Origin of the sequence: Streptomyces sp. NPDC087428, from assembly GCF_044744085.1 — a bacterium.
GTDB lineage: Bacteria > Actinomycetota > Actinomycetes > Streptomycetales > Streptomycetaceae > Streptomyces.
The window spans coordinates 178,127-200,872 of sequence record NZ_JBIUXR010000017.1; the positions used below are offsets into that span (position 1 = coordinate 178,127).

At 69.8% G+C, this 22,746-nt stretch carries 21 protein-coding genes and 2 pseudogenes; 11 read left to right on the top strand and 12 right to left on the bottom strand.

Annotation, left to right across the window (positions count from 1 at the left end; translation table 11 throughout):
• The 6 genes from ACIO3R_RS32080 to ACIO3R_RS32105 form a co-directional block, all read right to left on the bottom strand.
• Window positions 1-2,181, bottom strand: a complete 2,181-nt coding sequence (locus ACIO3R_RS32080) for a glycosyltransferase family 39 protein (protein WP_402110517.1) — start codon at window positions 2,179-2,181, stop codon at window positions 1-3.
• Window positions 2,178-3,524, bottom strand: coding sequence for a glycosyltransferase (locus ACIO3R_RS32085; protein ID WP_385347814.1), 1,347 nt, complete (start codon window positions 3,522-3,524; stop codon window positions 2,178-2,180). The genes ACIO3R_RS32080 and ACIO3R_RS32085 overlap by 4 nt, the downstream gene beginning before the upstream one ends.
• Before the next feature lie 26 nt (window positions 3,525-3,550).
• Window positions 3,551-5,119: an ATP-binding protein gene (locus tag ACIO3R_RS32090; protein WP_402110543.1), complete on the bottom strand. Its 1,569-nt coding sequence runs from the start codon at window positions 5,117-5,119 to the stop codon at window positions 3,551-3,553.
• 13 nt (window positions 5,120-5,132) lie between these two features.
• Window positions 5,133-5,873, bottom strand: coding sequence for a response regulator transcription factor (locus tag ACIO3R_RS32095; RefSeq protein WP_363023030.1), 741 nt, complete (start codon window positions 5,871-5,873; stop codon window positions 5,133-5,135).
• Window positions 5,874-6,064: 191 nt separating this feature from the next.
• Window positions 6,065-6,949 carry an amidohydrolase family protein gene (locus tag ACIO3R_RS32100; RefSeq protein WP_402110519.1) on the bottom strand — a complete coding sequence of 295 codons (885 nt, stop codon included), beginning with the start codon at window positions 6,947-6,949 and terminating at the stop codon, window positions 6,065-6,067.
• A 156-nt stretch (window positions 6,950-7,105) separates the two neighbouring features.
• Window positions 7,106-8,014 carry a DUF2797 domain-containing protein gene (locus tag ACIO3R_RS32105; RefSeq protein WP_402110521.1) on the bottom strand — a complete coding sequence of 303 codons (909 nt, stop codon included), beginning with the start codon at window positions 8,012-8,014 and terminating at the stop codon, window positions 7,106-7,108.
• 54 nt (window positions 8,015-8,068) lie between these two features.
• Here ACIO3R_RS32105 and sigJ point away from each other — a divergent pair, with 54 nt between their 5' ends.
• From sigJ to ACIO3R_RS32125, 4 genes are all read left to right on the top strand, one after another.
• Window positions 8,069-9,016 (top strand): RNA polymerase sigma factor SigJ, encoded by a 948-nt coding sequence (gene sigJ, locus ACIO3R_RS32110; protein WP_385038637.1) that lies wholly within the window; start codon window positions 8,069-8,071, stop codon window positions 9,014-9,016.
• 108 nt (window positions 9,017-9,124) lie between these two features.
• Entirely contained in the window at window positions 9,125-10,330 is a 1,206-nt protein-coding gene (locus ACIO3R_RS32115) for an NAD(P)/FAD-dependent oxidoreductase (protein WP_402110523.1), read from the top strand.
• Between the two features lie 356 nt (window positions 10,331-10,686).
• Entirely contained in the window at window positions 10,687-12,723 is a 2,037-nt protein-coding gene (locus ACIO3R_RS32120) for a PrsW family glutamic-type intramembrane protease (protein ID WP_402110524.1), read from the top strand.
• Window positions 12,720-13,262: a hypothetical protein gene (locus tag ACIO3R_RS32125; RefSeq protein ID WP_402110526.1), complete on the top strand. Its 543-nt coding sequence runs from the start codon at window positions 12,720-12,722 to the stop codon at window positions 13,260-13,262. The genes ACIO3R_RS32120 and ACIO3R_RS32125 overlap by 4 nt, the downstream gene beginning before the upstream one ends.
• A gap of 529 nt (window positions 13,263-13,791) precedes the next feature.
• Here the strand turns inward: ACIO3R_RS32125 and ACIO3R_RS32130 are convergent.
• A pseudogene (locus ACIO3R_RS32130) lies at window positions 13,792-14,052 on the bottom strand (IS5/IS1182 family transposase); the annotation flags it as partial.
• Window positions 14,053-14,699: 647 nt separating this feature from the next.
• On the opposite strand from ACIO3R_RS32130, the gene ACIO3R_RS32135 reads away from it, so the two are divergent.
• Genes ACIO3R_RS32135 through ACIO3R_RS32145 form a run of 3 tightly spaced genes read left to right on the top strand, consistent with a single transcriptional unit; the run spans window position 14,700 to window position 17,040 of the window.
• On the top strand, window positions 14,700-15,653 hold the full coding sequence (locus ACIO3R_RS32135; RefSeq protein WP_024494954.1) for a helix-turn-helix domain-containing protein: 954 nt from the start codon (window positions 14,700-14,702) through the stop codon (window positions 15,651-15,653).
• 14 nt (window positions 15,654-15,667) lie between these two features.
• Window positions 15,668-16,129, top strand: a complete 462-nt coding sequence (locus tag ACIO3R_RS32140) for a cupin domain-containing protein (protein WP_024494953.1) — start codon at window positions 15,668-15,670, stop codon at window positions 16,127-16,129.
• Window positions 16,126-17,040, top strand: coding sequence for an NADP-dependent oxidoreductase (locus ACIO3R_RS32145; protein ID WP_402110528.1), 915 nt, complete (start codon window positions 16,126-16,128; stop codon window positions 17,038-17,040). Before ACIO3R_RS32140 ends, ACIO3R_RS32145 begins: the two co-directional genes overlap by 4 nt.
• 184 nt (window positions 17,041-17,224) lie before the next feature.
• Here the strand turns inward: ACIO3R_RS32145 and ACIO3R_RS32150 are convergent, their stop codons facing one another.
• The 4 genes from ACIO3R_RS32150 to ACIO3R_RS32165 all read right to left on the bottom strand — a co-directional run bounded on the left by ACIO3R_RS32150 (window position 17,225) and on the right by ACIO3R_RS32165 (window position 19,311).
• Complete coding sequence (locus ACIO3R_RS32150; RefSeq protein WP_402110530.1) at window positions 17,225-17,404, bottom strand: hypothetical protein; 180 nt, start codon at window positions 17,402-17,404, stop codon at window positions 17,225-17,227.
• Entirely contained in the window at window positions 17,401-17,778 is a 378-nt protein-coding gene (locus tag ACIO3R_RS32155; RefSeq protein ID WP_402110531.1) for a TnsA-like heteromeric transposase endonuclease subunit, read from the bottom strand. The genes ACIO3R_RS32150 and ACIO3R_RS32155 overlap by 4 nt, the downstream gene beginning before the upstream one ends.
• A 210-nt stretch (window positions 17,779-17,988) precedes the next feature.
• A complete protein-coding gene (locus ACIO3R_RS32160) occupies window positions 17,989-18,648 on the bottom strand; it encodes a hypothetical protein (protein WP_402110532.1) in 660 nt (219 codons plus the stop codon).
• Window positions 18,649-18,984: 336 nt separating this feature from the next.
• Complete coding sequence (locus ACIO3R_RS32165) at window positions 18,985-19,311, bottom strand: sigma factor-like helix-turn-helix DNA-binding protein (RefSeq protein WP_385038734.1); 327 nt, start codon at window positions 19,309-19,311, stop codon at window positions 18,985-18,987.
• 452 nt (window positions 19,312-19,763) lie between these two features.
• On the opposite strand from ACIO3R_RS32165, the gene ACIO3R_RS32170 reads away from it, so the two are divergent.
• The 4 genes from ACIO3R_RS32170 to ACIO3R_RS32185 all read left to right on the top strand — a co-directional run bounded on the left by ACIO3R_RS32170 (window position 19,764) and on the right by ACIO3R_RS32185 (window position 22,473).
• Window positions 19,764-20,948: a helix-turn-helix domain-containing protein gene (locus ACIO3R_RS32170; protein ID WP_402110534.1), complete on the top strand. Its 1,185-nt coding sequence runs from the start codon at window positions 19,764-19,766 to the stop codon at window positions 20,946-20,948.
• Between the two features lie 113 nt (window positions 20,949-21,061).
• Window positions 21,062-21,328 carry a hypothetical protein gene (locus ACIO3R_RS32175; protein WP_385038728.1) on the top strand — a complete coding sequence of 89 codons (267 nt, stop codon included), beginning with the start codon at window positions 21,062-21,064 and terminating at the stop codon, window positions 21,326-21,328.
• 123 nt (window positions 21,329-21,451) lie between these two features.
• On the top strand, window positions 21,452-21,760 hold the full coding sequence (locus tag ACIO3R_RS32180; protein WP_402110536.1) for a hypothetical protein: 309 nt from the start codon (window positions 21,452-21,454) through the stop codon (window positions 21,758-21,760).
• A 398-nt stretch (window positions 21,761-22,158) separates the two neighbouring features.
• The gene (locus ACIO3R_RS32185) at window positions 22,159-22,473 is read left to right on the top strand and encodes a hypothetical protein (RefSeq protein ID WP_402110538.1); all 315 of its coding nucleotides are present in this window, start codon (window positions 22,159-22,161) and stop codon (window positions 22,471-22,473) included.
• Between the two features lie 185 nt (window positions 22,474-22,658).
• Here ACIO3R_RS32185 and ACIO3R_RS32190 read toward each other — a convergent pair.
• Window positions 22,659-22,746: pseudogene (locus tag ACIO3R_RS32190) on the bottom strand (IS5/IS1182 family transposase); the annotation flags it as partial.

A 22,746-nucleotide genomic window follows, 5' to 3' on the forward strand; every position in this document is an offset into this window, starting at 1 on the left:
TCAGCCGTTCTCCGTCGGCCGGGTCAGGTCGTAGAACGTGGCGCTGCCCGCCGTGACCTTCTTGAAGTTCGCCTCCACCCAGGTGGAGATCTTCGACGAGGTACCACTGCTGCCGCCCATGCCGCCACCGCCTTCGCCGCCGGAGATGAAGTAGTGGATGCGGCCGTCCTCGACGTACTTCTTGAACTGGGAGAGCGTCGGGGACGGGTCGCTGCCGTTGAAGCCGCCGATCGCCATCACCGGGTCACCGGTGGCGAGCTGGTAACTCGCGGCGTTCTGCGAGCCGATGGCCGCGGCGCTCCAGGTGTAGTCGTCCGCGTTCGTGGCCAGCAGCTTCTTGGCCGCGGCGTCGACGGACGCGCCGTTGAGCAGCCCGCCCATGCCGCCACCGCCGCCGCCGCCGCCACGGCCACCGAAGCCTTCACCCGCACCGGGCACGGCACCGGGCTGCCGGCCTTGCTGCTGGCCTTGCTGCCCGCCAGGCTGCTGACCCTGCTGCGGAGTGCCGGGTCGGCCCTGGCCCTGGCCCTGCTGGTTGCCGGTCGGGGGCTGTCCGCCCTGGCCGCCGGTCGGGGGCTTCATGCCACCGCCGGGGCCGCCGCGCCCGCCACCACCGCCGCCGAATCCGCCCATCCCGCCGGCGGACGGGCCGGCCGTCACGATCGAGCCCTGGTGCCCGGTGTTCAGCGTGTTCAGCGTGTACGCGACCGGTCCGGCCAGCGACGCGGCGAAGCCCAGCCCCACGGCGGCGAGCGCCAGTTGGCGTCCCAGCCGGGCCGTGAGCAGCAGGCCCACCGCGCCCACGAGCCCGGCGACGAGTACGGTCGGCCGCAGCCACGGCAGGTAGTCCGGGGTCCGCCCCAGCAGCACGTACGACCAGAGCGCCGTCGCGGCGACGGTGAGCGCGAGCGTGGCCCCCGCCCACCAGCGGGACCGCTCCTCCCACAGGACCGTGACGCCCATGCCGACCAGCGCCGCGATGTAGGGGACCAGGGCGACCGTGTAGTACTGGTGGAAGATGCCGGCCATGAAGCTGAACACGCCCGCGGTCATCAGCAGCGAGCTGCCCCAGGCGAGGAAGGCCGCCCGGACCGCGTCCGTCCGCTTGGCCCGCCAGGTCAGCCAGACGCCCGCGACCAGCAGGATCAGGGCGGCGGGCAGCAGCCAGGAGATCTGGCTGCCGATCTCGGAGTTGAACATCCGGCCGAGGCCGGTCTCGCCCCACTGACCACCGGACCCGCCGCCGGGGCCGCCCCCGCCGCCGACGCTGCCGGTCTCCTCGCCGTTGATCCGGCCGAGCCCGTTGTAGCCGAAGGTCAGCTCAAGGAACGAGTTGTTCTGCGAGCCGCCGATGTACGGACGTGAGGAGGCGGGCCACAGCTCGACGATCGCCACCCACCAGCCGCCCGCGACGGCCATCGCCAGGGCCGACAGCCCCAGCTGGCCGAACCGCTTCCGTACGGAGACCGGTGCGAACACCGCGTACAGCACCGCCAGCGGCGGCAGGATCAGGAACGCCTGAAGGGTCTTGGACAGGAACGCCAGCCCGACCGCGACGCCCGCCCACACCAGCCACTTGGTGCGGCCGTCCTCCATCGCGCGCAGCACGCAGTAGACCGTGACGGTCATCAGCAGCGCGAGCAGCGCGTCCGGGTTGTTGAAGCGGAACATCAGCGCGGCGACGGGCGTCAGCGCGAACACCGCCATGGTGATCAGTCCGGCGGCGGCGCTGAACCGGCGGCGCACGGCGGCGTGGAGCACCCCGGCCGTGGCCACGCCCATCAGCACCTGCGGGAGCAGGATCGCCCAGGAGCTGAGGCCGAGGACGCGCACCGACAGGGCCATCGGCCACAGGGTGGCCGGGGGCTTGTCGACGGTGATGGCGTTGGCCGAGTCCAGCGAGCCGAAGAAGAAGGCCTTCCAGCTCTGGCTGCCGGCCTGCGCGGCCGCGGAGTAGAAGGAGTTGGCGTAGCCGGAGGCCCTGAGGTTCCACAGGTAGGCCACCGTGATGACCAGCAGCATGGCCAGGAAGGCCGGCCGCGCCCAGCGGGGGTCCTCCGGCCGCCCCCGCCACACACGGTGCGGCAGCGACCGGCCGGGGCGCCCGTGGTCCACGGGAGCGGCGGCGGGCGGGGGCGCGTCCGGCGGGGACGGGAGATGATCGGGATGGAGCGTGGTCATCGGACGTTCCTCAGGTCGTTGCGGGTGTCGTCGGCCGGGACGGGGGCCGGGGAGGCGGCCGGAGCGGGGACGGAAGCCGGGAGGTCCCCAGCGCCGTCGCGGTCCGGGAAGACCCAGGCGCGGAAGAGCAGGAAGCGCAGCACCGTTGCCGCGAGGTTGGCCGCGATCAGCACGGCGAGCTCGGTGGAGTGCGAGGGCGCTCCGGTCGCCGCCCCCAGCGCGGCGAGCGAACCGCTGGTCAGCGCGAGCCCGATGGCGAAGACCACCAGGCCCTGCGCCTGATGGCGTACGGCCCCGCCCCGGCCGCGCACCCCGAACGTGAGCCTCCGGTTGGCCGACGTATTGGCGACGGCCGACACCAGCAGCGCGCCCCCATTGGCGAGCTGCGGGCCGACGCCCAGCCGGAACAGCGAGTACAGGCCCAGGTAGAAGAGGGTCGAGAGGGCGCCCACCACACAGAACCCGACGAGCTGCCGGGCCAGTCCGCGCGGCACCCCGCCGATCCCCCGGTCGCGCGGGTCGTCGCCGAAGGGCCGGGCCAGCCGGTCCAGCGGCAGCGCGCCCACGGCCAGCGCGCGCCCGACCCGCCAGACGCCCTTCAGGTCATCGGTCGCGGTCCGCACGAGGTGGACCGTCGAATCGGGGTCGTCGACCCAGTCGACCGGCACCTCGTGGATGCGCAGCCCGGCCCGCTCCGCGAGCACCAGCAGCTCGGTGTCGAAGAACCAGCCGGTGTCCTCGACCATCGGCAGCAGCCGCTGCGCGACATCGCGGCGGATCGCCTTGAACCCGCACTGCGCGTCGCTGAACCGGGCGGCCAGCGACGAGCGCAGGATGATGTTGTACGCCCGCGAGATGAACTCCCGCTTCGTCCCGCGCACCACCCGCGAACTACGGGCGAGGCGGGAGCCGATGGCCAGGTCGGAGTGGCCGGAGATCAGCGGGGCGACCAGCGGGAGCAGCGCGTTCAGATCGGTGGACAGATCCACGTCCATGTAGGCGAGGACCGGGGCGTCCGAGTGCGACCAGACCGTACGCAGCGCCCGCCCCCGGCCCTTCTCCTCCAGCCGGAAGGACCGCACCCGGGGAAGCGCCGCCGCGAGCCGCCGCGCCACCTGCGGGGTCCGGTCGGTGCTCGCGTTGTCGGCGACGGTGATCCGGAAGGCGTACGGGAAGGTGCGCTCCAGATGGTCGTGCAGCCGCAGCACACACGGTTCGAGGTCCTTCTCCTCGTTGTAGACGGGTACCACCACGTCGAGTACGGGGGCACCTGCCGTGTCGCCCGTGCCGGCCAGGAGGTGTTCCCGGGCCGGCAGGGTGCCCCAAGGAGTGTCGGTTCGCATGACATCGACACTCGCCAACCGCGCTGTCACGCCGGTGTGCTGAGCCTGTGGCCGTCCTGTGAGTGCGCGGGGACGCCGGGCGTGGATCCCGGGTACCCGGGATCCGCCGGGAGATGGACGGCGAACACCGTGTCCCCCGGTACCGACCGCACCTCGGCGAGACCGCCGTGCGCGGTGGTGACGGCCTGCACGATCGCGAGGCCGAGCCCCGTCGACCCGGCGTGCCGGGAGCGCGAGGCGTCCCCGCGGGCGAACCGTTCGAAGACGTGCGGCAGCAGCTCCGCCGGGATACCGGGCCCGTTGTCCCGGACCTCCAGGGTGACCCAGGGATGGCCGTCCGCGGCGCACACCCGGGCCGTGACCGTGGTCCCGGGAGGGGTGTGCGTACGGGCGTTGGCCAGCAGGTTGACCAGCACCTGCTGGATCCTGGTCGGATCGGCCCGTACGGTCGCGGGCACCTCGGGCAGCTCAAGGCGCCAGTGGTGCGTGGGCCCCGGCCCGTCCGGGGAGGCCGTCCGGCCCGCGACGCGGACGTCGCTCACCGCGTCCACGACGAGCGGTGACAGATCGGTGCTCTCGTACGAGAGCGGCCGTCCGGCGTCCAGCCGGGCGAGCAGCAGCAGATCCTCCACCATGCCCGTCATGCGTTCGGCCTCGGACTCGATCCGTCCGAGCGCGTGCCGGGTGTCGGGGCCGGTGTTCTCCCGTCCGCGCCGGGTCAGTTCGGCGTATCCGCGGATCGAGGCGAGCGGGGTGCGCAGCTCGTGGCTGGCGTCGGCGACGAACTGCCGGACCCGCATCTCGCTCTTCTGCCGCGCTTCCAGGGCCGAACCGACATGGCCCAGCATCCGGTTGAGGGCCGCGCCGACCTGGCCGACCTCGGTGCGCGGATCGGCCTCGGTCTCCGGGACCCGTTCGAACAGGGCGACCTCGCCGCTGTGCAGCGGTATCTCGGAGACCCGTGTCGCGGTGGCGGCCACCCGGCGCAGCGGCCGCAGGGCGACCGTGACGATGGCGGCGCCCGCGATCCCGGCGGCGATGAGCCCGGCCCCGGTCACGCAGACCTCGACGAGGATCAGGGTGCGGAGGGCCGTGCTGACCTCGGCGGTGGGAATCCCGACGAGGACGGTCGTGCCGTCGGGCGTGGCGACGGCCTCCACCCGGTAGCCGCCGAGTCCGGGCAGCTCGACGTCGTGCGCCTTCCGGTCGGCGCGGATCCCGGCCGCCTCCAGGACGTCCTGCTGGGCCCCGGTCAGCGGCTCGTTGCTCGGCTGCACGCCGGGCCCGCCGGACTTCACGACCACCGAGTCGGTGACCGCACCGTCCGCGAGGACGACGCCGAACGTGTTGAACGGCTGGCCTCCGCCGCCGATGAATCCGAGCGGCTCCTTGTTCTTGAGCCCACCGGGCACGGGCGCACCCGGCATCCGCTCGGCCCGGACCGCGATGTCGCGCAGCTGGTCGTCGAGCTTCCCGTACATGTAGCTGTGGAAGGCGATGGCGGTGACCGAGCCGATCACGGCCGCGACGACCGCGATCAGCGTCACCGCGGAGACGACGAGCCGGGTCCGCAGCGTCCACGGCCCCTTCCGCAGCCGCCGCACGCGGTCACTCACCGGGCTTGATGAGATATCCCGCCCCACGCCGGGTGTGGATCATCGGCGTCCGGCCGGCGTCGATCTTCTTGCGCAGGTACGAGATGTACAGCTCGACGACATTGGCCTGGCCGCCGAAGTCGTAGTTCCAGACCCGGTCCAGGATCTGCGCCTTGCTCAGCACCCGGCGCGGATTGCGCATCAGGAAGCGCAGCAGCTCGAACTCGGTGGCGGTGAGGTGGATGTTGGCACCGCCCCGGCTCACCTCGTGACTGTCCTCGTCCAGCGTCAGGTCGCCCACGGCGAGCGTCGACTCGCTGCGCACCGCCGCCGTACCCGACCGCCTGATCAGCCCGCGCAGCCGCGCCACGACCTCCTCCAGGCTGAACGGCTTCGTGACGTAGTCGTCGCCGCCCGCCGTGAGCCCGGCGATCCGGTCCTCGACGGAGTCCCGCGCGGTCAGGAACAGCACCGGTACGTCGGAGAGCTCCCGGCGCAGCCTGCCGAGGACCGCGAGCCCGTCCATGTCGGGCAGCATCACGTCGAGGACCACCGCGTCGGGCCGGAAGTCACGGGCGGTACGGACGGCACCGGCGCCGTCCCCGGCGCTGCGCACCTCCCAGCCCTCGTAGCGCAGCGCCATGGAGAGCAGCTCGGCCAGCGGGGCCTCGTCGTCCACGACCAGGACCCGGACGGGGCTGCGGTCCGGCCTGAGCAGTTCGGTACGCCCCTGGGGCGAGGTGGTCGTCGTCATGGCCCCAAGCCTGTGAGACGCCCCTGAGAGAGTTCTTTCCCGATTCTGTGAATTCCCTGAGAAAGCCCGGGAAAGGCGGTGGCAGTACCGGCTCAGTAGTACCGGCCCGGCTCAGCAGTACCGGTTCAGCAGTACCGGCCCGGCTCAGCAGTACCGGTTCAGCAGTACCGGCCCGGCTCAGCAGTACCGGTTCAGCAGTCGAACAACGCCTTCGCGTTGTCGTGGCAGACCGCGCGCAGCCAGTCGTCCCCGAGCTCCAGCCGCTCCAGGGCGTGCAGTTGATGGGCGTACGGGTACGGGATGTTCGGGAAGTCCGTCCCCAGCAGGATCCGGTCCCCGAGCGCCGCGAGCCGCCCCCGCTCCGCCTTCGGGAAGGGGGTGAAGCCCTCCGTGAAGTCGGTGAACGCCATCGTCGTGTCGAGCCGCACCTGCGGGTACGCCTCCGCGAGCGCCAGGAACTCCGCGTACTCCGGCATCCCCATGTGCGCCACGATCAGCCGGAGCCGGGGATGCCTGGCGAGCAGCCGGCCGATCGGTTCCGGGCCGGTGTGCTTCCCGGGGGCGGGCCCGGAACCGCAGTGCGTCACGACCGGGACCCCGGCCTCGGAGAGCAGCCCCCACACGGGGTCCAGCAGCGGATCGTTCGGGTCGTACGCCCCGACCTGGAGGTGCGACTTGAAGACCCGCGCCCCGGCCCCGACCGCCTCCGCCACGTACCGCTCCACGCCCTCCTCCGGGAAGAAGGTGGCGGTGTGCAGACAGTCGGGCACCCGGTCGGCGAACCCGGCGGCCCAGCCGTTCAGCCAGGCCGCCATGCCCGCCTTGTGCGGGTAGAGCATCGAGGTGAACCGGAGGACGCCGAACGAGCGGAGCAGCGCGAGCCGTTCGTCCTCGTCGTGCCGGTAGGCGATCGGCCACTCCGTCCCGGTCAGCGGACCGGCGGAGTCGAAGTAGGCCCAGACCTTGCGCAGCACCTGCTCCGGCATGAAGTGCGTATGGACGTCGATGAGCCCCGGCAGCCCGAGCCGCTCCCAGAACCGCACCACGTCGTCGCGGCCCGCAAGGTCCTCACTCATCCGGCACCCCTTCCTTCTCCGCTGATCCGATCGCCCGCCGGCGCGTTCGCCCGACAGCCCACTGGGCAGACCATCCGTCGGCGCGGTCTCCGCCCGGCCCCGACCGCACGCACGCTCGCTCGTCCGTCCGTCCGTCCGTCCGTCCGACCGACGATCTCAGAACAGCCCGTCCTGCGACACGCCGCCCCCGACGGCGACGGTCGGCACACTCACCCCGGCCTCCGGACCGGCCGCCGCCAGCGCCCAGCCGGTCATCAGCCGGGTGTCCACCACGACGATGCCGTCCGCACCGGTCTCCAGATGCAGATCGGGCCCGGCCGCCGCGACCAGCCGCCCCGCGACCGCACCCCCGCCCACCAGCCCGGTCACCGCCCGCACCACCCCACAACTCTCACCAGCACCACCAACCCCAGTGCCCTCGCCGATCCCGAAGATCCCCGCGTGGTCGACGGCCTCGAAGGGCAGCCGCTCCAACGCCTCCGGCCAGCCGCCCCCGTCGAGCGCGGCGGCACGCCCGTACAGCGCGCCCACCTCACCGGCCCGCTCGGCAGCCCCCGGGAGCTCCGCCCGCACCGCCCGCTTGCGCGCGTACGGAATCCGGTCCGGCACCCCGAGCGCGGCCCGGAGCAACTCCTCGGCCCGGCGCGCGGCCATCAACGGCCCCCGCCCCAGCCAGCTGAAGGCCACCGCCCCCTGTTCCCGCAGCCGGGCCGCACCGCGCTCCTCGGCCGTGATCCCCACCTTCACCATCCCGGGCCCGAACCAGGCCAGGTACACGCGGTAGGTGCGCGGGTCATCGGGAATCGTGTCGGCCGCCACCGAATGGGCCCGGTCCAGCCGCCCGCACTCCGGACAGCGGCCCCCGGTGCTCCGCGGGGCCACCACGGCCGCCACCGGGCACGCGTTCCCCCGGGCCCCGGCGCAGCCCCGGACGCCCTCGGCGCGGAACCCGAACCCGGTCCCGTACGCCAGCGCGCTCCCCCGGACCTCGCGCCCCTTCCGCCACCCGAGCACGGGACCGCCCCGTTCCCCGGGCCACCGGAGCCCGGTGCACTGCCATTCCATGCGCGAACCCTACGACCGGAGACTGACAACGGGCGCGGGACTAGGATGCGGCGCATGGACCTGACCGTGCAGGACGTGGACCGGTTCGAGGCCTCCAGGCCCCGCCTGGAGGCCATCGCCTACCGTCTCCTCGGTTCGACGAGCGAGGCCGAGGACGCCGTGCAGGACACGTTCCTGCGCTGGCAGGCCGCCGACGTCGGCCGGATCGAGGTCCCCGAGGCCTGGCTGACGAAGGTCCTCACCAACCTGTGCCTCAACCAGCTCACCTCGGCCCGCGCCCGGCGCGAGACCTATGTGGGCCAGTGGCTGCCCGAACCGCTGCTCGGCGGGGACTCGATGCTCGGGCCCGCCGACACCGCCGAACAGCGCGAATCGGTCTCGTACGCGGTGCTCGCCCTCATGGAGCGGCTCTCCCCCAACGAGCGGGCGGTGTACGTGCTGCGGGAGGCGTTCGGCCATTCGCACCGGGAGATCGCCGAGATCCTCGACATCACCGAGTCCGCCGGCCAGCAGATCTTCCACCGCGCCAAGAAGCACATCGCGGAGGGCAAGCCCCGCGCGGAGGTCGACGAGGCCGCCACCCGGCGGATCGTCGAGGAGTTCCTCACGGCCGCCACCAGTGGCAGGACCGAGCCGCTCGTGCGGCTGCTCACCGAGGACGCCGTCTCCATCGGCGACGGCGGCGGAAAGGTCCCGGCCCGTACCAAGGCGTTCGAGGGCGCCCTCGCGGTCGCGACGTTCATACGAGGCCTGTTCAAACCGGGCAAGGCCAAGCGCACCCTGGTCGGCGGATCGCCCGAGGTCCACGTCACGACCGCCAACGGCGCCCCCGCCGTCGTGGCGGTCTTCGAGGGCCGGGTCATCGGGATCATGTGCCTGGAGATCACCACCGAGGGCATCGCCGCGATCCGCAGCCAGGCCAACCCCGACAAGCTCGAACGCGCGACCCAGCACTGGGCGGCCGCCGGTGACCACGGAGAACCCCTGTTCAACGCCTTCTAGCCCTGACGCCTCCCAGCTCGATGTGACGCACATCACACGCTGCTCCTGTCAGGAAGCGGCGGGCTGCCCGGTTCAAGGGGCGAACCCGCGCGAGACAGGAGCAGGGAAATGCAGCATCGAATCATCGTTCTCGGAGCCGGATACGCCGGAGCCACCGCCGCCGGACGCCTCGCCAAGCGCCTGCGCCGCGAAGACGTCGCGATCACCCTCGTCAACGCCGAGCCCGACTTCGTCGAGCGGGTCCGGATGCACCAGCTGGCGGTCGGCCAGGACCTCAGGCCCCGGCCCCTCAGCAAGATGTTCGCGGGGACCGGGGTCGAGCCGAAGCTCGCGAAGGTCACCGGCATCGATGTCGACCGCAGGACGGTCACCGTCAGGGAGCCGAACAGCGCCGGAGAACGGGAGCTGACGTACGACAGCCTCGTGTACGCCCTCGGCAGCAGCTGGAACACCCAGGGCGTCCCCGGCACCGCCGCGCACGCCCACGAGATCGCCGGCCGCCCCGGCGCACTCCGGCTGCGCGAACGGCTGGCCCGCCTGGAGGCCGGACAGCCCGTGGTCGTCGTGGGCGGCGGACTCACCGGGCTGGAGGCCGTGACCGAGATCGCCGAGTTCCGCCCGGACCTCGACGTGACCCTCGCCGCCCGCGGCGAACTCGGCGACTGGCTCTCGCCCAAGGGCCGCGGGCACCTGCGGAAGGTCTGCGCCGAGCTCGGCATCACGGTGCACGAGAACACCGCCGTCACCGGCGTCGAGGCCGACCGCGTCGCCACCGCCGACGGCACGTCCGTCCCGGCCGCGGTCACCGTCTGGACCACCGGCTTCGCGGTCCACCCGATCGCGAGGGCCACCGCCCTGGAGGTCAGCGACACGGGCCAGATCGTCGTCGACGCGACCATGCGCTCGGTCTCGCACCCGGACGTGTACGCCATCGGCGACGCCGCGATGGCGATGGGCCCCGGCGACAAACCCCTCCGGATGTCCTGCGCCTCGGCCGCCCCAGCCGCCTGGCGGGCCGCCGACAGCATCGCGGCACGCCTGACCGGCGGCAAGCTCCCGAACACGCCGCCCCGCTACTTCAACCAGTGCATCTCGCTGGGCCGCAAGGAGGGCGTGATCCAGTACGTCACCGCCGACGACCGCTCCGTCCGGGCAGCCCTGACAGGCCGGCTCGCCGCCGTCTACAAGGAGCTGGTGTGCAGGGGAGCGGCCTGGGCCGTCGCCAACCCGACCCTCGGCGTCCCGTCCCGCCGCCGCGTCGTCCGGGCCGGGCAGCAGGCCCAGGAGGCCGCGACCGCCAACGCCGAGGCCTGACCCGCGGCGGCGTGCCGGGCACGGAAGCTCAGCGCTTCCGTGCCCGGCATCTCTCTGGCCACATACCGTCTTCGCCTCATGCCGCGCCCACGCCGCACGCTTCGCTGGCGGCTCGCTGCCGCCTACGCGCAGGCCCGACAGGCCACTCACACGGTGCGCCCGCCCTCCGACATCAGTCCAGCCAGCGGGCAGCATCAGCCGTTCACCATGATCACGCTTATGCAATGGCGAGAACTCTGCTGGCACAGCATTTCGGACAACTGCAAATCTATGCTTGCTCATTGACGGCTTGACATCCTAGCATCACATTCGCGATAGCGAATTGCTGTTTGCTGTGAGGCGTTAGGGGTGGGCGTGTGGCGGTACTGATGGCGGTGGCCGCGGTGTGGGGTGTGCTGCAGATCTTCGCGCTGTCGTGTCTGGCGCGTTCGGTGCGGCTCTCCACGGTGTTGCTGGCGATCGTGGTGGGGGTGTACGGGTGCGGAGTAGTGACAGGGCTGATCGAGCTGGCGTACACCCGCCTGTACACGGAGCAGTCGGGGCTGCCGCTGGTGGAGGTGGTGAACACCACCAGCTACACGATGGCCCCGTGGGTGGAGGAACTGATCAAGCTGACCCCGCTGTTGCTGGCGGGCCTGTATGCGAAGGTGCGCCGACAGTGGGGCGTCACCGACTTCGTGGTGCTGGGCGCGGGCCTGGGAGCGGGGTTCGGGCTGCTGGAAGGGGTATTGCGGTACAGCCTGGACGGCCATCGGGCGATTGCCCGCCCAGGTGGCTGGGTGATTCCCGACAGTCTCTCGCCGCCCTACATCCCCGGTGTGCAGAGGGTGGTGACGAGTTGGCTGCCGGCCCCGGTGGACAGTCTGGACATGGGTCAGGCCGCCCCGGCGGGCACCGCGACCTTCTCCCACCTGATGTGGACGGCCGCAGCAGGCCTGGGCATCGGGATCCTCATGCGCACACGTGGCCCGTGGCGGCTGCTCTCCGTTCTCCCGGTGGCCGCCGGGATCGCCCACCACACGGTCAACAACTACGCAGCCCAGCATCCGGAGGCTGCCTCGGCCGGCAGCTGGCTGGCGGACCTCGACTCCAAGTCCTGGGCCACTCCCCTGCTCTGCCTGGCCCTGGCGGGATTGGTGGACCGCTATCACCTGCGGCGTGGCAAGCGCCAGGTGCCGGGGGTATGGCTGACTACGGAACGCGCCGACGGAGACAGTGCGGCGGCCCTGATCCGCTACGCCGCCCACCGCCTGCCCTGGACGTTGGTCATCACGGCGCGCTTCATCCGCGCACGCCGCTCCCTCCTCTACGCCACTGCCCTCGCCCCGTCCGAGGAGAGTGAACCTCTGCGCCAGGCGGTTACACAGATCGCATCGCGCATCGACGCCACCGATGACTCCCACGCCTGGAAGGCCCTGAACGTACGCGACGTGCTCACCGCGCACCGTGCCCCCCGCCACAGGCGGCTGTTGTGGCTCATCCCCGCCGCCCTGATGATCCCCTCCGTGCTCTTCCTCGGCATCGGCTCCTTCCACTCCACCGCCGGCCTCCAGCACTACCTCGCCACCGGGCCCCGCCCGAAGATCCTTCTGGGCTTCGCCGTCGCGGCCCTGGCCTGGATCGCCTGGCGCCTGGCCCTGCTACTCCGCACCTGGCGGGCCGCCGCACTTCAGCCGCGGGGCGAGAACCTCGCCGTACACCGGTTACGCCTGGCCACCATCACCTGCTCCGCCGTCATCGGAATCCTTCTGCTCTACCGCGGACTTGGGGATGCGGGCCCAACCGGCGAGATCATCCCCGCAGCGCACCTGCTCGAAGCCCTGAACCAATCCCTGGAATACCTGGGCCTCATCCTCTTCCTGTTCTCCCTCCTGACCTTCCTCCCCGAGGCGGGTGCCCTCGCCGTCGTCGGCGGCGGCGTACTCGCCCTGGACGCCGCCGCAGCCAGCGCGGCTGCCAACCTCGGAATCGCCGGCATCCTCCTCATGGGGGTCGGGGCTTCAGGCACCGGCCCGGAGGAGGGCGGCGGTTCATCGCGCGGTGATCCTCCCGGACATGAGGGACGGCCCAGCTATACCGAGCAAGACATCGATGCCGTCGAACATCACCTCACGTCGCGGTTCGGCGACCCGTGGCCGCCGAACGAGGCAATGATTGAACGCGTACGAGAGGCCGTGAGGAGCGGCAGGCCGCTGACCGAAGGCGAGGAGAATTTCATGGCTCATGAGATGACTGAATCCCGATTGATGGACACGGGAATGCCATACGATGAAGCCCATGAACTGGCCCTGCGCCAACACCCGTCGATGAAGAACTATGATCCAGAAGTAATCAAACAATTTCCAGAGTGGTTCAACAAGAACTGGTTCCGGGCGTGGGGAATAGACAAATGATCGTCGAAGTCGGCAGTCGCAGAGCAGCAGTTCTGCTGGATGAACTCACGGCGCGGTACGTTGGAACTCAAAAATTGGACAGGCATGTCCGAGCCGGGCAGATTGCAGTTGATCCGCTACCGGTGCGGGCTGTTGTTGAGATCAAACGCCAGCAGGGAGGCATGAGCCCCCGGGCCCTGCTCGGCGCCGGATTCGCACCTACGGATGGTGCGGATGTGCATTGCATCGTCCCTGTTTCCGACGACCCATTGTCCCTTGGGCGGCAGGCCGTATGCCGCAGCACGCTGGGACGCCCCATAGTGGCAGGGTTGCCGGAGGAATTCGCCATCGCTGCAGCAGATTCTCTCGGGGCGGCTGCTACCAGCCTTTCCCTGCCGCCGGGGATCCTTACGGTCGACCGCGCCGGATATGACGAGGTCGAGTCCTCGGAACATATCTTCGCTGCGGCGGCGCAATTGCTGTGCCACGTCATACATGCGCAGCTGCGTGGGCTCGATACCGAACAGATCCCTCGGGAACTGGTTGAGTCCTGGCTCTGACCTCGGCCTGCACGGCTACGCGAGCGGCGCCTCCGTCTCAGCACCCGCGTTGGGACCCCCAAGGCCCCTGGAATCCGCCGGTCTCGGGCAAGGGCCTCCTTCATGCCCACAGACACCCCCAGTCGGTTGTAGGTTCCGGCGAGCCGTGTCCTCTGGAGCTGCAGTGACCTGCACTTTCAGGCCGGATTCCGCGGTCGTGTCAGTCACACAGTCCCGCTTTCGTGTCATTTTCCTCAGCGAACGGAAGAGCCAACGGCCGCTCACTGATGGCAACTCCAGTCGGCGGACCTCAGCCCGTGACGCCGCAGCCGCTGGTCATTGACCTGAACCTCTGGATGGGGCCAGGCTGTGGCCAGGCGCGAAAGATCGCCATCCTCCGGCAGGGGCACCGAACCCAGCGACTCGTCCGGCTTGAAATGGGCCGGCGTCCCGGTCGTGCCATCGACCTCGACGGGTTCAAGGTCACTGACGGGAACGCCGTGTTCGTAGCCCTGGGTCCAGGCCCCATTGAGGCGACGGTTGGTGTGGACTAGGGCGTGTCCTGTAGGTCGGCACGCAGCCATAACACGATGGCGGCGATGATGATTTCTGAGCGGTAGCAGGTGACGCGTTTGGCGTGGCGGGTGGCGATCGCGCGGAACTGTTTGAGTCGATTGAAGCAGCGCTCGACGACGTTGCGGCCGGTGTAGCGCTCGGGATCGAAGGCGGGTGGGCGTCCGCCGCGGGAGCCCTTGGCTTTGCGGCGGGCGATCTGGTCGCTGCGTTCCGGGCTGGTGAACGCGATCCCGCGAGCTCAACAATCGACAGGCTCCGCTGATCGACATCCACGCCGTTTGAACAGAGTCCCGATTTCACCCACCTCGCCAGACCGCGCGGGGTTACACCGAGTGACCGGCCTCGAACGTCGAAACGATGCCGCCGACCGCAGATCGGCAGGTCCGATCGGTCCGAGCGTCGGTGCCGTTCCCATTCCCGGCTTCCCGGCGTCGTGCGCGCATAACGCTGGCTGACCGGCAAAAGAGACACTCGTTCATGCGATCACGAAGACCACGCGCGATCCTCGCTGCCGCGTTCTTTGCGGCGGTGACTGCGGTGGTGCTCACCAGACGTTACCGGCCGGCGCTCAAGACGACGGGGCTTCGCAACCCGGTACCCGGCCGGCGGTTATGGGTGTCGGCAGGCCGGCCGTCACAGCCGCGTCCACCAGCGGACTCCAGTTGATCGCCAACGAGCGTGGACACATCTCGAAGTCCATCGCGGCGGTTACCACCGATTCCGATATCGGTGCTGCGCTCACCGTTCGGCCGTCGGTCGCCGGCGCGACTGATCCGTCCACCTCGTGCACCAGAGCCTGGTAGAGCAGATGCGGGCCGGCGCCGCTGTGACCCCCCGCCGAACACCGTGCCTGAGCAGAAGTGTCGCCGTTATCATTGACCGGTGATCGGCAACCTTGAGTCGTTCCAGGACGAGCTGGCCGCCAGCGGGTTTCCGCCGCTGATCAACAAGCTGGCCGGGGCCGGCTTCCGGGGCGGGATCGCCACCCGTGACCTCGGGCCGCTGCGGCTGGTCTCCCTCGACACGCCCGAGAGCGCCTGCATCGGGCGGGAGCGCGACGCCTCCGACGGCGAGAACCTGGCGGTCAAGGTGATGACCCGGGGCCGGACGCGGATCGAGCAAGGGCGCGGCGACGCCGAACTCGGGCCGACCGACCTGGTACTGCTCGATCCCACGCGTACGCTCCGGTTCGAGAGCACCGCCTCGGCGCACGTCACCATCCTGGTTCCGCGCCGGGAGCTTCGGATCCGGCCCGCGCAGATCGACCGGCTCATCGGCGTACGCATCGACGGCAGCCACGGCCCGGGCGCTCTCGTCTCCGTGCTGGCCCGGCAGTCGGCGTGGTCGGCGACCGAGTTCCGCGAGGCGGAGGCGCTGCGGTCGGCGGCGGCCGTCGTCGAGCTGATCGCGGTCGCACTGGAGGCCCGGCTCGGCGACGAACAACCGGCCGCGGACGAGTGGCTGCGGAGCCGGATCGCCGGCTACATCGAGACCCGGCTGGCCGATCCCGATCTGTCCCCGCCTGGCATCGCCGCCACCCACAACATATCCGTACGCCGGCTGCACAAGCTGTTCGAGGACCAGCCGCTCACCGTCGCGGCCCTGATCCGCCGTCGCCGCCTGGAGCGCTGCCGGGCCGAGCTGACCGGAAGCGGACGTACGGTCACCGCCGTGGCCGCCCGGTGGGGATTCTCCGATCCCACCCATTTCAGCAAGCTCTTCAAGGCGACGTACGGCTACAACGCCCGTGCACTGGTAACCAGCAACCGTGCACAGACGACCAAGACGCGCACAGCCGGCCCGGACAAGGATGGTGGTGACCAAGGCAGGCAATAGCAATAGGAGAAGTCGTGGCGAAGGTAAACATCGTCCGCCCCGGTGAGGGCGAGATCCTCGGCAGCGGGGCGCAGCAGATCCGCATCCTGGAGAACGGCGAGCACACCGACCACCGGCTGGGGTTCGCCGAGGTCACCATTCCGCCGGGCACCCCGAGCCCGTTGCAGCATCGCCACGCCCAGCATGACGAGGGCTTCTACGTGCTGGCGGGAACTTTCCGGTTCACCGTCGGCGAGGACCAATACGACGCCGGGCCGGGCACCTGGGTCATCGTGCCGACCGGGGCGCCGCACACGTTCGCCAACGTCGGCGACGAGAACGCGGTCATGCTGAACACCTTCACGCCGGACCTGTATGTGCAGTACTTCCGCGACTTCAAGGCCATGATCGATTCCGGGCAGCCGGTCAACGCCGAGACCATGCAACCGCTCTGGAAGAACTACGCCACCGAGATCTCGAACGAATACGCCTCGTGAAGCGCCTTCAATACGACCGCTACGGCGGCCCGGAGGTGATGCGGCTCGCTGAGTTCGAGCCACCACGCCCGGGTCCGGATGAGGTTCTCGTCCGCGTCCGAGCGGCGGCTTCCAACGCGCTGGACTGGAAGATGCGCAACGGCGAGATGAAGTTGATGACCGGTCGCTCCTTTCCCCGGGCGATGGGGCACGACTTCGCCGGAGTCGTCGAGGCGGTCGGCGCCGGCGTCACCCGCTTGAAGGCCGGCGACGCGGTACTCGGCGGGGCTCGTTTCCGGCAGGCGGGGGCGTTCGCCGAGATGGTGACGGTCCCGGAGAAGGCGGTCGTGCTCAAACCGGTGGACCTTTCGTACGAGCAGGCCGCCGCGCTGCCGACCGTGGGCGTGACCGCCTACCAGGCCACGGCGGAGGTCCGTCCCGGGCAGGCGGTCTTCGTCAACGGGTACCTGGGCGGGGTGGGCCGGGCCGCCGTCCAGTTCGCCCGGGCGCGGGGAGCCTCGGTCGCCGGCAGCTGCCGCAACCCTGCGGCCGACGAGGCCCACGAGCTCGGCGTCGAGCCGGTCGTGGGTTTCGGCTTCGACCCGGCCGCCCTCGCGGAACGGTTCGATCTCGTCCTCGACACGCCCGGCATGCTTCCCTTCGCCGCGGCCCGAACGCTGCTGAAGCCCGGCGGAACCATCGTCGACATCGTCCCAACCCCGGCCAAAATGATCAGAAGCGCACTGCCCGGCCCGTTCCGGGTGATGATGGGCCGACCGGTGACCGCCGACCTGAAGGAGGTGGCCCGGACCCTGCGCCTGCCCATCGCCCGTACGGTCCCGTTGGCCGAGGCGATTCCCGCCCTGACGGAGCTGGAGCGCGAGCAGCGCCCGAAGGGCGGCAAACTGGTCATCGCCATGGCCGGAAGCTGAGCCGGGCCGAGCTAGGGCGTGTCCTGTAGGTCGGCACGCAGCCATCCTTGGTTCCGTGGCCCCGTGGCGTGGATAGCTGCGACTACGGCTTCACCGATCTGGGTCAGTTTCATCGGTGATGCCGTGGTTGTACGAGTGAGAAGTGGGTGTCCGATCTCGCGACGCAGTCTTCCAACTCTCGTGATCAGGGCCGTGCGGGCCGCAAGGTCCTCGTCATCGGCGGCAGGTCCACCGCCCGCAGCGCGGCCACCAGGTCAGGGTCGAACAGCCAGGCGCGGCGGTAGCCGGCCAGGAACCGGACGTTTTCCAGCACGTGCGGATCCGGCTCGCTCCACACCTCGTACTGCCACCCGCGCGAAGTCACGGCCTCCTGCGTCCAGGCGAAGGTGAAAGCGACTTCCGGCTTCTCAAGTCGGTGCCGCGGTTGACGTCAACGACCACCGGACCGTCATCCGTCAGCAGCAGACAGTCCGGGATGTGCTTGCGGACCTTGCCATCAACGCCGGCCTTGAGCAGGAACGGCTGGGCGACGATTTGCCGCACCTCGGGAGCGAAGCCGGCGAACAACAGCCGCCCCAGCTCCAGCCGCGACTCGTAGATCACATGATCGCCCACGGTCGCCGACCAATACGTGCCCGAATAGTGCTGCTGCCCCTTGAACCAGCGGAACGTCCGCCACGGCCGGGGGAGCCGCAGCAGCCCGAGCGGCACCGATGGCCACTCCAGGTCCTCCACCACGGACTCGTCACCACGCCGGACACTCAGCCGTACCGGCGCGGCCACCGCTGTACCCATCGGACCACCAACCCCGCGTTTCTCCAGGCAGCCTCGCCAGCCGCCGAACGCTGGGGTCCTGCCCCGGCCACGCCCGCAGACGCCGCCCGGGGCAGACCTGTACAAAAAGTGGGGAACTACTGGCTCACGAGGCATGAATCCCATGCCCGCGTCCTACTGGCCACGCAGTGGACACGGCCGGTGGGAAAAGGACACGAGATCTGGGAACCTACAGCCGGTACGCCCACGACGCGCCCCGGTGAACGCGTACAGCAGCACCTCGTCCACGAGCCGGTTCGTGTACAGACGGCGGGTGTCCCGCTCGCCGAGGTTCTCCAGGGCGGCGAGCACCAGCCCCGGGTCGGTCGTGGCGGCCGAGCGCAACCGGACGACCTCCGTACGCGTCAGCCCGCCGATTCCGTACGGCGCGCCGTCAGCCCCCACCGGCGACACGCTCCCGGGAGACTCGGCCGACGACTCCCGCACGTCGATCACGGCACGGCTGAACGCCTCGGGCGGGTTCGCGTCCATGCACCCCACGGGCACGCGGTCGGCTGCCAGGGCCGCGATGATGCGGGCCGCCGGACGGGCCGGGCGCGGGCCGATGGCCATCCCGTAGAGCTCGGCAGCGATGTCGCGGGCACCGAGGCCGCGGTCGATGAGCGGGCGCAGCGCGTACGCGAGGCGGCGCAGCCCCTCGTGCTGCGTCCAGGCGACGAGGGGGCGCACCTGCCGGGCAATGGCGATGTCACGGGCGACCTGGAACGGGGAACGCGCCGGTACACGGCCGGACGACGTGCGCCTGCGCGAGGTGTAGTTCAACTTCCCGCTCACCTCAGCCTTGCGTAGGTCGTGGTGGGGCCCGGAAGAATGGGGCGCACGCCCGCCTGAACCCCGGCTTCCCGACCGCGAGTTATCCACAGGTCGGGTCCTCGCCTGCGCGCTCTCCACCGCACGCGTCCGGCCCGCGTCCGTCACCCCGCTCACCCTCGCCCCGTATCTAGGGGGCCGTCGCGGACGGCTCAGGGCGCGGGAGTGGTCACCACGCAGGTGCCGACCCTACGATCGAACGCGAATCCTTCTCTTCTACATGGGCGGATTTCGGACCGGCGGGGTGATGACCCGCTGGCCACTACGGCCGGGCGGTCTCTGCACCGCTCGGCCGTTCTGTTATTCGGCCGAGGTCTCGGCGTTCTTCTTGGGGCGGTTCTTCCCGGACCCGGAGTAGCCCCGCTCGATGTCCTGCACGGTTCCGATCGAGACCCCCAGGCTTTCGCCGATCTCTCGGTACGTCACCTTCCGGGACCGCAGAAGCAGCACGATCCTCCGGCGATGCTCCTTCAGCCTCTTGGTGCGCTCCGTCTGGTCCCTGAGCAGGCGGCTGATGATCTGCGCCTTCTCCAGCGAGTCCTCCATGGACTCGATGGCGTCCAAGCCATCAAGGACACGTTGCACCTCCTGCCTCTCGACCAGCCCTTCGCGCTCTGTCTCGGCCATCCCGTTCCTTCGACTCGGGCGTGCCGCTTGACTCGCATTATGGGGCCCCCATAAATTCATCGTCAAGCGGCGACGCCACCCACCAACAGAAATGCCCCGGACCGGAGTTCGCATCTCCATATGGCCGGGGCCAGCCAGAACCCTGAGATCACCAGGAGACCGACCATGCGCCATCCTTCCACCCCGGACCCCCCGCCCGACAGGCGACTCGTCACGCTGCCGCCGGGCCGTGGGGCTGCCTGCCGGCCACAGCGGGGGGTGGACCAGGACGAGGGGACCCGCGTGAGCAGACACCGCAGCCGGTCACTGGTCATCACCCTGGAGGCCCACAACCCTTCTGTGTCCGGGATGTGCGAAGGCCCCGTCATCGCTGGGAAGACGGGACCTTCGGAGATACCGGCCACTCACGCGGCCGGTACCGTTTCTGATGTCGAGTCAGAACGGAGTTCAGTATGCACGCTCTGCCCCATGACCACACCGGTGCACGCATCAAACGACTGCGCATCGAACGCCACCTCACCCAACGGGCCCTGTCGAACCTGTCGCTGGTGCCGTACTCCACCCTCACGAAGACCGAGCAGGGTGTCATTCCCGCCAGCCCGCACGTCATCGCGTCGCTCGCTCGGGCACTGCGGGTGGAGGTCGCCACCGTGACCGGCCAACCGTATGTCACCGAGCTCCGCGCCGATGAGCTGGACATACTGATTCAGCCGATGCGAGAGGCCCTGGACGTCTACGACCTGGGCGCCGACCCCGACGTCCACCCCCGCCCGGCACAGCTGCTGCACGACCATGCCGAGTCACTCCTCGCCGCCGTGCGCGCCGGAGAGATCAAGCAGACCGCGGCCCAGTTGCCGGGCCTGCTCATCGAGTCGACAACCGCGGCGCACCAGGCGGACACCACGGAGGGGTGGCTGCTCCTCGCTTCCGGGTATCGCACCGCCTACGACGTCGCGTCGAAACTCGGATACCCCGACCTCGCGACGATCGCCCTGTCCCGCATGGAGTGGGCGGCGCAGCGCGGATCCGGTGCCGTCGTCGGCGGGATGTACCGGTACATGCGCGCCCTCACCTACCTCCGGACCGGGCAATACCGCTCCGGGAACCGGCTGATCCACAGGGGTCTCGGTATCCTGGAGCAGGCCGACCCGGGCCGGGAGCGCGACGTGCTGACCGGACAACTCCACCTCGGCGCGGCGGTCATGGCGGGGCGAGCTCACGACCAGAACGCAGCCGAGGACCACCTCAACGAGGCAGACCGCATCGCCTCCATCACCGGCGACGCCTCGGATGTTCACTGGCTGTCCTTCGGCCCCACGAACGTCGCCGTGCACCGGGTGTCCGTACTTGCCGAGCTGGACGAGTACGGCGCCGCGGCCGAGGCCGGGCGGGCAGTACCGATGCCGTCGTCGTGGCCGGCTTCCCGGCGCAGCCACCACTTTGCCGAGCTCGCACGTGCGCAGATGTGGACCGGATCGCTCGATGACGCGTTCGCGAATCTGCTTCGGGCACGAAAGGCGGCACCGCAGCAGGCGAGATACCACCAGACGGTGCGCGAGACATACTCCGGGCTGGAGGCCGCGAAACGCCAACTCCCGGACAGCTTCCTGTCGTACGGCTCCTGGCTGGGCGCGTAGCCTCTCGTCACCCTTTGGCCTCGGCTATCAACTTACCGTGATAGTCGGGGCCTTGTCGCGCCTCCACCATGTCATCACCAGTGGGTAGCACGGCGACAACCAGGGGCGATCACATGGCGATGACCATCAAGGTCTACGAGGTGAACAGAGCAGGCACGACAGTCCGCGTCCTACGGCCGGAGACCGAAGTCGTCCCTCTCAAGACGGTGGACCGGCGCGCGGCGTTTCCCGACTGCGAGTGTCCCCGCCACCGCCCCGCCGGAAGCGAGGCCGCGTACCGCACGTACGTCAGCCACACGTCCCTCTGCGCCACCTGCCGCGCCGGAGCCCCCTGCCCCACAGCCGCCCGCCTCGGCCAGGCCTGGCGACAGATCCGGTGAGCTTCTGCCCGTACAGCCGGCCCCCCTTCCCGATCGAGGACGACACCGGCGCGCACTGCCCGGTGAAGGCATCGACGCCGCCTTCACCGCCCACCACGTACTCGACGAAAGGCAGACCCAAGGATGACCGCACCGAACGAACTGCGACTTCTCCCGTGGTCAAGCCCGGAGGGCAAGCCCTGCTACCTGAGCACGGACGACCTGGGCGGCTACGTGTCCCGATTCGCGGACAACGTCGAAGTGGTCCAACTCGGCACGGCGACCGAACTGCTGGAGATGGCATCGGAAACCCTCGACAACGAGGACGCGGATCCGATTGAACTTCGCCACCTGGGCCACGCCCTGACCGGCGCACTGGAGGACGTGCTCCGCGTCGCGGTCAGCCGCGGTCATTTCTTGATGACGAGCGAAACGCGTGAAACCGCTTACTGATCTGACTCCCACTGGTCTCATCTGCACAACAAGAAAAGCTCACGGCGCCGACTCGGTCAGACGCCACGAGCTTTGGGTTTGCCTGCCGGCTTCGAGTGCCCTTGGGCGGCCAAGGACTACATCGCCCCGAAGCAACCAGGGCTGGGCCTTCACCATGGGTCGCTGTGCTTCTCACCTGCGCTGATGGTCCGCTAGCGTCCGCGCTCGTCCGCCACTGTCCGTCGCCGTTCTGACGCAATTGGACACTTACCCCGTGCTTCAACGGCGCCGAGTGAGACGGAGAGCGAGGCGGGCCCGAGTCGAACAAACGCGGAGGTTCGTCAGCACTACCTCCAAAACACCCCACGCCATAGGTGTCGTAGGTCACACTAGACGTCTAGTTAAGCCAAGGGGGAATCATGAGCAGCCCGCACATCAACGCGCCCATCCAGGACCGCATGTACGCGAATGCACTGCATAAAGCGATCTGGGTCGTCGTGGTCGTGGCATCGGCCGGCCTTCTCGCCCCGCCGCTGTTTTTCATCGCCGCCAAGAAGCGTGTCGTCAGCATGGCGGTGCCGCTGGTGTATGCCGTGATCATCTACGGATCCGCCGTCCTCAGCTCGGTTCTCGGCAATCCGAAGAACTGGGTGGGCGGCGTCCTCGCCATCACGATGATCATTGCCGCCGTGCACGCTGCCATCCTCGACGCGGACTGGAAGTCGGGGCGATAGCGGCCGGTTCCGGAGGACTCGGCTTGCCGAACGAGGCTGCGGGCGCGAGCCCAGCCGGGGGCCTCCGGATGGAGTGGGTGCTGTAGTTGCGGTATGCAGACTCGGGCGCGGTGGTGGCACGAGCCCGATTCCCCTCTTCCGAGCCACATGCCCCTGGCCGCCGGACACGGCGGCTCTAACAACGGCTAACACAATGAGGTGATCTGTCGGTGGGTGATGAGGCAGCAGGCGAGTTTGAGGAAGGCTTCGTGGATGTCTGCTCGTCGTTCCCAG